The following is a 10,115-nucleotide window of genomic DNA, read 5'->3' as shown; positions in this document are numbered from 1 at the left end:
GATCGGGACCCGCTGTCCTTCGCCCACCGCGAGGCTGTTCCGCAGCCCGAGCTTGCCCAGCACCAGGTCGGGGCCGCCGACCTGGACCCGGGTGGCCCCGGAACCCGGGGGGCCGCGGCCGGCCCGTGTGCGCGGCCGTGTGCCCGGTCAGGTACACGGCCGTGTGCGAGCCCGTTCGCCCCGGACAGGGCCGTCGTGGCAGCGTGGGGGCATGAGTACGGCAACGCGGAAGACACCCCTGACCGACTGGACCCTCGTGGTCCCCTTGGTGGCGCTGGTCGCACTGCTGTTCAGTTGGGGGCGGGACCTGCCCGGAGTCGCGGTCGCCGCCGTCGCCCTGTGCCTGGCCGGCGCCGTCCTGGCAGCCGTCCACCACGCCGAGGTCGTCGCCCACCGGGTGGGCGAACCCTTCGGCTCCCTCGTCCTCGCCGTCGCCGTCACCGTCATCGAAGTGGCCCTCATCGTCACCCTGATGGCCGACGGCGGAGACAAGACCAGCTCGCTGGCCCGGGACACCGTCTTCGCCGCCGTGATGATCACCTGCAACGGGATCGTCGGCCTGTCCCTGCTCGTCGGCTCCCTGCGCAACCGGGTCGCCGTGTTCCACGCGGAGGGCTCCGGCGCCGCCCTGGCCACCGTCGCGACCCTGGCCACCCTCAGCCTGGTGCTGCCGACCTTCACCACCTCCAAACCCGGCCCGGAGTTCTCCGCCGCCCAGCTCACCTTCGCGGCCGTCGCCTCGCTCGCCCTGTACGGGCTGTTCATCGCCGTCCAGACGGTGCGTCACCGGGACTACTTCCTGCCCGTCACCACCAAGGCCCGGGCGGAGGACGAGCACGCCGAACCGCCGACCGCCCGAGCCGCCCTGATCAGCCTCGGCCTGCTGCTGGTGGCCCTGGTCGCCGTCGTCGGCAACGCCAAGGCCGTTTCGCCCACCATCGAGTCGGGCGTCGAGGACGCCGGCCTCCCGCACGCCGTCGTCGGCGTGATCATCGCCCTGCTGGTGCTGCTCCCGGAAACCCTCGCCGCCGTCCGGGCGGCCCGCCGCGACCGCGTCCAGACCAGCCTGAACCTCGCCTACGGCTCCGCCATCGCCAGCATCGGCCTGACCATCCCGGCGATCGCCCTGGCCTCCGTATGGCTCTCCGGTCCGCTGCTCCTCGGGCTCGGTCCGATCCACATGGTGCTGCTCGCCCTCACCGTGGTGGTCAGCGCCCTCACCGTGGTCCCGGGCCGGGCGACCCTGCTCCAGGGCGGAGTGCACCTGGTACTCCTCGCCGCCTACCTGTTCCTCGCCGTCAGCCCCTGACGGGCGAGGAACAGGCCTGCGAAGGGAGGCCGGTCAGCGGCGCTCGCGCGCCCAGACCACCCGCAGGGCCGGCGAGGACAGGATGTCCCGCTCGCAGAACCGCGCCTTCACCCAGCGTTCCTGCGAGAACAGCCGGGTCTGGTCGGCGAAGTACGGCGAGTTCGGGTTGGCGGACTGGCCGTACGTCAGCAGCGTGCGGGCCACCGGGCAGCGGCTGCCGTCCCAGCCGACCGCCTGCATGTGGCTAGAGCCGTGTGCCACGTCCGCGTAGCCCCCGGCGGACGGCAGCCACGCCGCCTCGATCTTGTTCCACACGCCCAGCGCCTCGGTGCCACCGCCGACCGGAATGCGCTGCCCGCCGCGCACCACGAACTGGTGCTCGCCCAGTGGGGCGTCCAGGGCGATGCCGGCCGCCTTCAGCTCCGCCACCGCATCGGCCAGGGCCCGCCCGATCCCGGGCGCGGCCCGGTTCAGCGTACGGGGGGTCCGCACGGGGTCGGCCGCCGAGAACGGCACCAGCCACAGGTCCTTGGCGGGGGTTCCCGCCGTCAGCTTCCGCCAGAACCGGTCGAAGAGCAGGGCGCCCCGGCTGCCGGTGTCCGCCGTCCGGTCCCATCCGGCCAGCACCGGGCAGGCCGCGGAGACGTCCACCGTGCTGCCGTCGCTCGCGGTCGCGGTGCCGCCGGGCAGGGCGGAGCAGGCCAGGGCAGCGTCGGCGGCTGCCAGGTCACCTGCGGGCACCCGGTTGGCGTACTGCTGCTTCTCCAGGTCGGCCACGGTGAGCCGGCCCCGGGCGGCCATCGCCGCGACGTCCTCCACGGCGCCGCGGGTGCGCAGGCTGCGCGGGGTGTCGATGTTCCCCCACACCCGCTCGTAGCCCCGTACCGGCCGGTCGGCATTGGCCAGCCATGCGCTGTCGTTGGAGTTCTCGGCGTACGGGGCGTCGCGCAGCGACGGCGCCTTGGCCGGGCCGAACACGCCCGGCTGTACGGCGTCCGGGTCCGAGCCGAGCGCGCAGTCCCCGCGCGATCCGTCCAGCACCGCCAGGCCGGAGGCCGGGTAGGTGGCCCGGCCGAGCGGGGTGGAGCAGCGGGCGGCCAGCTCGTCGGTGATCCGCGGCAGCACCTGGGACTGGGTGAACAGGGTGCCGCCGGCCGCGTCGGCGGCGATGGTGTTGACCCAGGGCAGGCCCTGGGTGCGGGTCAGCGCGTCCTGGACGCCGGCCACCGAGCGGGCCCGGCCCAGGGCCAGGGCGGTGTCGGAGCCGCGCAGGTTCTGCGCGTTGGGGTCGTTCAGCGCGTACGCGGTGCCGCCCGTCCAGGGCAGGGGCAGGCCGGGCCCGAGGGAGGTGACGACCGGGCCGTAGCGGGTCCACCACTGGGTGCGGGTGACCGGGGCGCCGTCCTTGACGGGCACGGTCACGGTCCGCCGGGTCATCCGCTCGGCCCGTCCGTCGACCAGGTAGGCGGTCGGGTCGGCCGGGTCGAGGGCCAGCTGGTGCAGGTTGACGGGGGTGCCGGTGGCCACGGTGTGGCTCCAGGCGATCCGGTCGTTGAAGCCGATGTTGACGACCGTCGTCCCGAGCAGGGAGCCGCCGGAGACGTCGAGTTCGCCGGGGATGGTCTGCTGGGACTGCCAGAACCGGCGGCCGCCCTGCCAGGGGTAGTGCGGGTTGCCCAGGAGCAGCCCGCTGCCGGTCGCGGAGGTGGTGCCGCCGAAGGCCACGGCGTTGGAGCCCATGTCCCGGCGGGAGGCGTCGAAGAGCTCGGCGGCGGCCCGGGCGGCAGCCCCGGGGTCCACGGCGGGCGCCGTCGTACGCATGTCCGTACGGGCCGCTGTACGGGCCTCCGTACGGGCCGCCGTACGGTCATCCTCAGGGGCCTCCGGCCGGGCGGCGCCCGGTTCCGACGGGGCCGAGTCCGGGGCCGCGGGCGGGGCGGCTTGCGGGGCGGCCGGCGGCTGGGCGGCGGTGATGCCGTCGATGCCGCGGCCCTGCCCGCCGAGCACCGAGACGGCGTAGCCGCGGGCGGCCACGTCGACCGCGGACACCGGGCGGACCCAGCCGGCGTCCTTGCAGGCCGGGTCGGTGATCCTGTTCTGGGCCAGCCAGGCGTTGTATCCGGCGGCCCAGCCGCGCATCAGCTCCTTCAGCCGGCTGCTGGGCCCGGCCGGGGCGGGTGTGGCGAGCAGCTTCTCCACCGTGCCGCTGTCCCTGACGCCCCGGAAGTAGAGGTCGCTGGACAGGTTCTTCGTCGCGGAGGACAGGGAGCCGTCCGGGGCCCCGTCGGGGCCGAACCAGCGGGAGCGCTCGCCGCTGACGGTCACGAACCCGTCGGCGAGGACGCACACCTGGTCGGCCGCCTGCGCCCAGCCGGTGCCGAAGCCCAGGTCGGCGTAGTCCTTGGCGAGGATGTGGGGTATGCCGTTCTCGGTGTAACGGATGACGGCCGAGAGCCGACCGCCGGCGGGGCCGGCGCTCGCGTGGTCGTCGGCGGAGGCCGCGGCCTGTGGCAGCGCGGCGGTGGCGGCGAGCAGGGCGGCGCCGGCCAGGGCGAACCGGCGGAGGATCGGGCGGGTGCGGCGATGCGAGTCGGAAGAGCGCAACATACCTCCCAAGTAGCCTGCGTTGTCACAGGGTTGACGCCCCCACACTCATGCAGGCCGACGGAGGTCTGTCAACATCCCGTTTGGTATCTCATCGCGGGGCGGGCTCCCGCAGGGCCCGGGCCAGGATGCGCAGCGGAGCCAGGGCGCCGTAGCCGATGTCCTTGCGGAGGGCGGCCGGGCCGGCCCGTTCGACCAGGGTCAGCTGGTGGGACATCAGCTCCAGCATGGTGCGGCCGACCCGGCGCAGGCCGGGGTGGGCGTGGTCCACCACGTCGGCGGCTGCGCCGAGGGAGGCGCGGGCGGCGGCGCACTCGGCGGCCAGCAGGGCCCGCACGGCGGGGGTGTCGCGGGCCTGTTCCAGATCGGCACGGGTCACTCCGTGCGCGGCGAGCCGGTCGTGGGGCAGGCACAGGCGGCCCTCGGCCAGGTCGCCGGCGAGGTCGGCGAGGAAGTCCACGCGCTGGGCGGCGTCGACGAAGCGGCGCCAGGCCGCACCCTGGGCCTCGTCCGGCCCGCCGGGGTACTGGAGTCCGGTGAAGACGACGATGCCCGGCCAGGCGTATGCGTCGAGGTAGTCCTGGAAGTCCCGCTCGGTGGCGAACCCGGTGAACTCGGCCTCGGCCGTGGCCGCCCCGGCCAGGAAGGCCTTGACCCAGTGCGCGGGCAGTCCGCGGGCCTCCGTAGCGTGCGCGTAGGCGCGGAGCACGGGGTGCTCGCTGCGGCCGGTGGCCGACGCCGCCTCCACCTGGTCGGTGAGCGCGGCGAGCCCGTCGGCCCGCTGCTGCGGGGACCCGGTCTCGGCGATGTCGTCGACCAGGTTCATGAAGGCCAGCCCCGCCGTCAGGTACGGCACCAGGGGCGGCGCCGCCAGCAGGCGCAACGCCAGGTACGGGGCCTTCTCGCGGCGGAGCACCCGGCGGGCGGCTGCGGTGTAGTCCGCCCGGTGGGCAGGGTCGGATATCTCGGCCGCGTCAAGGGTGCGGCGCCAGCTGGGCACGGGGTGGACTCCTCGGGTGTCTCGCCGATCGGGCCGGGCACGCATCGGGTGATCGGCGGCCTCACCGTACCGGGCCGCAGTGTTGGAGGCCGGGGGAGGCCGGGGGGAGGCCGGACGGCCGCCGGTCAGTCGTGTGGCAGCAGGCCGGTGCGGTGGAGGCGGCGGAGGGTCAGGTGTTCGTGGGTCAGGCGGCCCATGAGTGCCCCGCCGTAGACGACGAAGCCGACCCCGACCAGCCAGGACTGGACGACCAGGAGGGTGCCGAACGGCCCGTAGGTGACCGCGTTGGAGGCGATCAGCGGGGAGAACACCAGCTGGGAGAAGACCCGCAGGCCGAGCAGGCCGGCGCTGGTCGCGATCGCGCCGGGCAGCAGGGCCCGCCACCGGACCCGGCCGCCGAGCAGCAGCCGTTGCGAGCCCCAGAAGAACATGCAGGTGCCCAACAGGTCGCCGATGGTGCCGGAGACCGTGCCGAAGGCACTGTGGGACGGCGCGGGGATGATGACCAGCAGGCCCAGGTAGCAGACCAGCAGGGCCAGCCAGATGACGTGCAGCCACATGGTGTGCCAGCGGGCGGACGGCACGTCCCAGATCTTCTCGTAAGCGGTCTGGACGGCCGAGCCGAAGGTCAGGCCGAACACGGTGAGGGCGGCCAGGCCGAAGGCGGTGGTCCGCTCCAGGGCCAGGTCGGCCGCACCGAACAGCATCTCGACATGGGTCAGGGAGGCCTCGCTCACCCCGAGGGCCTGGCCGAGCCAGCGGCCGAAGTTCTGGCCGCTGCCGGGTGCCGCAGCGGCGACGACGACCAGCAGCGGCACCAGGGTGAGGAAGCCGAGCGCCGCGAAGCCCATCGCCCGGTGCATCAGCTCGATCTCGCGGCCGCGAATCCAGGCCAGCCCGGCAGGGGAGGCCTGGAGCCGGTCGTGCAGCTGCCGGAAGGTCGAGGTCACACCGGTGCCCTACCCGGCGCCCGGCCGCCCGCCCCGGAGATCCGTCCCAAGTGCGCCCGAAGGGGTGGTTCGCCCCCGCCCCGTCCTGCCGATCGGCGGCCCCGTCACCCCCCGCCCCGCAGGTCCACGACCCGCTTGATCTTGCCGACGGAACGCTCCAGCGTCTCCGGGTCGACGATCTCCACTCCGACCGAGACGCCCATGCCCTCCTTGACTGCCCGGACCACCGAGGCCGCGGCGGCTTCCCGCTCGGCCGGGCTCGCCTCCCGGCGGGCCTCCGCACGGACGGTCAGGGCGTCCATCCGGCCTTCCCGGGTCAGCCGCAGCTGGAAGTGCGGGGCGATCCCGGCGGTGCGGAGCAGGATCTCCTCGATGTTCGACGGGTACAGGTTGACCCCGCGCAGGATGATCATGTCGTCGCTGCGGCCGGTCACCTTCTCCATCCGCCGGAAGGCCGGCCGGGCCGTGCCCGGCAGCAGCCGGGTCAGGTCGCGGGTGCGGTAGCGGATCACCGGCATGGCCTCCTTGGTGAGGGAGGTGAACACCAGCTCGCCCGGCTCCCCGTCGGGCAGTACCTCGCCGGTGAAGGGGTCCACCACCTCCGGCAGGAAGTGGTCCTCCCAGATGTGCAGGCCGTCTTTCGCTTCGACGGCCTCCTGTGCCACGCCGGGGCCCATCACCTCCGACAGCCCGTATATGTCGACCGCGTCGATGCCGAGCCGCTCCTCCATCTCCCTGCGCATCTCCTCGGTCCACGGCTCCGCACCGAAGATGCCGGTGCGCAGCGAGGTCGTGCGCGGGTCTATGCCCTGCCGCTCCATCTCGTCCAGCAGGGTGAGCATGTAGGAGGGGGTCACCATGATGATCTCGGGGCGGAAGTCCTGGATCAGCCGGACCTGGCGGTCCGTCATGCCCCCGGACGCGGGGACGACCGTACAGCCGAGCCGCTCCGCGCCGGCGTGCGCGCCGAGGCCGCCGGTGAACAGGCCGTACCCGTAGGCGATGTGCACCATGTCCCCGCGGCGCCCGCCGGCCGCCCGGATGGACCGGGCCACCACCTCCGCCCAGACGTCCAGGTCCCGCTCGGTGTAGCCGACGACGGTCGGCCGGCCGGTGGTGCCGCTGGAGGCGTGGATCCGCCGGACCTCGGAGCGGGGGACCGCGAACATTCCGAACGGATAGTTCTCCCGCAGGTCCGCCTTGGTGGTGAAGGGGAACCGGGCCAGGTCGGCCAGCGACCGGCAGTCGTCCGGATGCAGGCCGGCCCGGTCGAACGACTGCCGGTAGAAGGGCACCCGTTCGTACACCCGGTGCAGGGTCGCGCGCAGCCGCTCCAGCTGGAGTGCCTCCAGCTCCCCGCGGGTCAGCCGCTCACCGCTGTCTTCTCCGTACTGCTGCTCAGTCCTGCCCATGGCCCCTCCCGAGTGCCGACCGATCATTCGGTAGATTGCCCGACCCCGAGCCGGGAAATCAATAACTCGTTCGAGTGGTTCGTCGGCGATGATGTCCGCCATGCCGATCTTCACGACGTACGACGGAACCGAACTCTCCTACCGGATCGCGGGGGAGGGGGAGCCGCTGGTCTGTCTGCCGGGCGGGGCGATGAGGGCGGCCGAGTACCTCGGTGATCTGGGCGGGCTCGCCGCCACCCGGCAGCTCGTCCTGCTCGACCTCCGGGGCACCGGCGACTCTGCGGTGCCGGCCGACGAGTCCAGCTACCGCGTGGACCGCCAGGTCGAGGACGTCGAGGCGCTCCGTTCCCACCTCGGCCTGGAGCGGATGGACCTGCTGGCCCACTCGGCCGGCGGCGGGCTCGCCCTGCTGTACGCCGCGGCGCACCCGGGCCGGCTGCGCCGGCTGGTGCTGGTCACGCCGAACGCGGCCGCGGCCGGCCTGCCGGCGACGGCCGAGGACCGGCTGGCGGCCGCCCGGCTCCGGGCCGGAACGGACCCGTACGACGCGGCCATCGCCGCGTACGCGCGGATCCTGGCCGGGGAGGACGAGGACGACGCGCTGTGGGACCTGGCCCTGCCGCTGTTCTACGGCCGCTGGGACGAGATCGCGCGGGCGCACGCCGCGGCCAGCGACCGGCAGCAGAACGAGAAGGCGGCGGCGGCCTATGCCGGCCCGGGCGCCTTCGATCCGGCCGCGACCCGGGCGGCGCTCCGCGCGGTGACCGCGGAGGTTCTGGTGCTGGCCGGCGGGTACGACGGGAACCCGAGCCCGGAGCGGGCCGCCCGCATCGCCGGGCTGTTCCGTTACGGCATACCGGACGCCCAGCCCTCGGCCGGCCACTTCCCGTGGCTGGACGACCCGGACTGGTTCAGCGCCCGGGTGGAGCGCTTCCTGGCCGAAGCCGCCTGACCCCGGAGCCCGCCGCAGCGCCCCCGACGATCCGCGGTGCCCCGGCGTCCCGCCCGCAGCGCCCCCGGCGTCCCGCCCGCAGCGTCCCCGGCCTTCCCGCCCGTAGTGCCCCCCGGCCCTCCCGCCCGGCGGGCGCGGGGAGCCGGGCGTACCGTCGGAAGTGGGGCCCGGCCGAAGTGGGGCCCGGCCGAAGGGAGGCCCGGACATGTCCGTCATCGACCCGGCCGTCTCCGTACGGATCACCGCCGTCGAAGCGCGCCGCCTGGTGGGCCTGCTGGGCGAAGTGTCGTTCCTGCTGGAGGATCCGGGCGCGGACCGGCTCACCGACCCACAGACCGCCCTGCTCGGTCAGGGGGCAGCCCGGCGCGAGCTGGCCGAGTGGGCGCGGGCCTTCGCCGCAGAGCTCCAGGCGAAGCTGTGATCCGAGGGGCCGCGAGGGACGGCCGCCGTGAGCGGCTGTTCTCCGGCCCGGACCGCGCGGTCATCGCGGCCGCCTCCATCTCCATGCTGCTCGTCCAGATGGACTGGTTCGCCCTCAACCTGACCCTGCCCGTGATCGCCCGGGACTTCGGCACCCCGACCACCGACCTGCAGTGGCTGGTCAGCGGCTACATGCTGACCCTCGGCGCGTTCATGATCATCGGAGGCAGGGCGGCGGACGTGCACGGCAGGCGCAAGGTCGCCGTCTGCGGGCTGACCGGCTTCGCCGTCGTCTCCGTGCTGTGCAGCACGGCGCAGAACGTGCCCTGGCTGGTCGCCGGCCGGGTGGTCCAGGGAATCACGGCCGCCCTCGTCTTCCCGGTCGCCGTGGCCGTGGTCACCGCCCACTTCCGCGACGCCCGGCAGGGCCGGGCGGTCGGCACCGTACTGGCCTTCAGTGCGATCGGCACGGCCCTCGGCCCCTTCGTCGGCGGGGCGTTCGCCGAACACGTCAGCTGGCGTGCGGTCTTCCTGCTGAACGTGCCCTTCTGCGCGGCCGCGATCGTCCTGCTGCTGCGCTTCGTCGCCGACACCCGCGACGAGCAGGCCGGCCGCGGCCTGGACCTGCCGGGGGCGGTCACCGTCGCCGGCGGCCTGACGGCCGTCATGCTGGCGGTGGACCAGGGCGGCCGCTGGGGGTGGGCCTCGCCGCCCACCCTGGTCTGCTGGGTGTCGGGCATCCTGCTGCTGGCGGCGTTCCCGGTCATCGAGCGTCGGACGGCCGAGCCGCTGCTGGACCTCGCCCTGCTGCGCAACGGCCCGTTCGTGACGGTCACCCTGGCCGGCTCGGTGTCCAACATCGTCTACTGCCTGGTCGCCGTCCTGTCCGCGCTGTACCTCCAGCAGGCCCGCGGGCTCTCCCCGCTGGAGTCGGGGCTGGTCTTCCTGGCCCTGTCCGGTGGGGCGGGCGCCGCGAGTTACCTGTCCGGGCACCTGGCCCGGCGGTGGCGGGCGGAGGCCCTGATGGCGGCCGGGATGCTGCTGAGCGGGCTCAGCCTGCTCGCCCTCACCTGGACCGTGCCGATCGCCCTGTACACGGCCGTCTTCGCCGTCGTGGGGCTCGGCCTCGGCCTCGGCTGGGCGCTGACCCAGGTCGCCACCCAGTCGTACGTGCCGGCCGGCCGACTGGCCGCCGCCTCCGGGCTGGTGCTGACCTCGCTGGTGCTGCTCGGGGCGATGGCGGTGGCCGTGGCCACGACCGTACTCGAAGCGCTGAGCGGCTCGGCCGAGGGTGCCGCCTCCGACGGCCCCGCGATCGAGGCCGTGCTGCGGGTGGCGGCCGCCCTGGCCCTGGCCGGCGCGGCCGCCCTGCTCCCTCTGGTCCGTGCGCACGGCGCGAAGGCTGCCGTCCCGGGCGAGTTCCGTGCCCCCACCCTGTGACCGGGGGCAGGAGGGCCGGCCCTCACAC

The 10,115-nt window shown here is 74.4% G+C and carries 8 protein-coding genes; 4 read left to right on the top strand and 4 right to left on the bottom strand.

What is annotated here, in order from left to right:
* Positions 1-211: 211 nt before the first annotated feature.
* Entirely contained in the window at positions 212-1,309 is a 1,098-nt protein-coding gene (locus AB0447_RS11650) for an ionic transporter y4hA (RefSeq protein ID WP_366476399.1), read from the top strand.
* 33 nt (positions 1,310-1,342) lie between these two features.
* On the opposite strand, the gene AB0447_RS11645 is transcribed toward AB0447_RS11650, so the two are convergent.
* The 4 genes from AB0447_RS11645 to paaK form a co-directional block, all read right to left on the bottom strand.
* Positions 1,343-3,916, bottom strand: coding sequence for a penicillin acylase family protein (locus tag AB0447_RS11645; RefSeq protein ID WP_366476398.1), 2,574 nt, complete (start codon positions 3,914-3,916; stop codon positions 1,343-1,345).
* Positions 3,917-4,004: 88 nt separating this feature from the next.
* A complete protein-coding gene (locus tag AB0447_RS11640; protein WP_366476397.1) occupies positions 4,005-4,913 on the bottom strand; it encodes a squalene/phytoene synthase family protein in 909 nt (302 codons plus the stop codon).
* A gap of 125 nt (positions 4,914-5,038) precedes the next feature.
* Entirely contained in the window at positions 5,039-5,863 is an 825-nt protein-coding gene (locus AB0447_RS11635; protein WP_366476396.1) for a YhjD/YihY/BrkB family envelope integrity protein, read from the bottom strand.
* 104 nt (positions 5,864-5,967) lie between these two features.
* A complete protein-coding gene (gene paaK / locus AB0447_RS11630) occupies positions 5,968-7,275 on the bottom strand; it encodes a phenylacetate--CoA ligase PaaK (protein ID WP_366476395.1) in 1,308 nt (435 codons plus the stop codon).
* A 100-nt stretch (positions 7,276-7,375) separates the two neighbouring features.
* Here paaK and AB0447_RS11625 point away from each other — a divergent pair, with 100 nt between their 5' ends.
* The 3 genes from AB0447_RS11625 to AB0447_RS11615 all read left to right on the top strand — a co-directional run bounded on the left by AB0447_RS11625 (position 7,376) and on the right by AB0447_RS11615 (position 10,087).
* A complete protein-coding gene (locus tag AB0447_RS11625; RefSeq protein WP_366476394.1) occupies positions 7,376-8,227 on the top strand; it encodes an alpha/beta hydrolase in 852 nt (283 codons plus the stop codon).
* A 205-nt stretch (positions 8,228-8,432) separates the two neighbouring features.
* Positions 8,433-8,648 carry a hypothetical protein gene (locus AB0447_RS11620; protein ID WP_366476393.1) on the top strand — a complete coding sequence of 72 codons (216 nt, stop codon included), beginning with the start codon at positions 8,433-8,435 and terminating at the stop codon, positions 8,646-8,648.
* On the top strand, positions 8,645-10,087 hold the full coding sequence (locus tag AB0447_RS11615) for an MFS transporter (RefSeq protein WP_366476392.1): 1,443 nt from the start codon (positions 8,645-8,647) through the stop codon (positions 10,085-10,087). Before AB0447_RS11620 ends, AB0447_RS11615 begins: the two co-directional genes overlap by 4 nt.
* The last annotated feature ends 28 nt before the right edge of the window (positions 10,088-10,115 follow it).

The organism is Streptomyces sp. NPDC051211 (assembly GCF_040689505.1).
In the GTDB taxonomy this organism is placed as follows: Bacteria; Actinomycetota; Actinomycetes; order Streptomycetales; family Streptomycetaceae; genus Streptomyces.
This window is presented reverse-complemented; position numbering and strand designations above follow the sequence as displayed.

Excerpts from the sequence above, each read along its gene's own strand:
- AB0447_RS11645 (WP_366476398.1), bottom strand. The coding sequence starts at position 3,916 with ATGTTGCGCTCTTCCGACTCGCATCGCCGCACCCGCCCGATCCTCCGC.
- AB0447_RS11625 (WP_366476394.1), top strand. The coding sequence starts at position 7,376 with ATGCCGATCTTCACGACGTACGACGGAACCGAACTCTCCTACCGGATC.
- AB0447_RS11620 (WP_366476393.1), top strand. The coding sequence starts at position 8,433 with ATGTCCGTCATCGACCCGGCCGTCTCCGTACGGATCACCGCCGTCGAA.
- paaK (WP_366476395.1), bottom strand. The coding sequence starts at position 7,275 with ATGGGCAGGACTGAGCAGCAGTACGGAGAAGACAGCGGTGAGCGGCTG.
- AB0447_RS11650 (WP_366476399.1), top strand. The coding sequence starts at position 212 with ATGAGTACGGCAACGCGGAAGACACCCCTGACCGACTGGACCCTCGTG.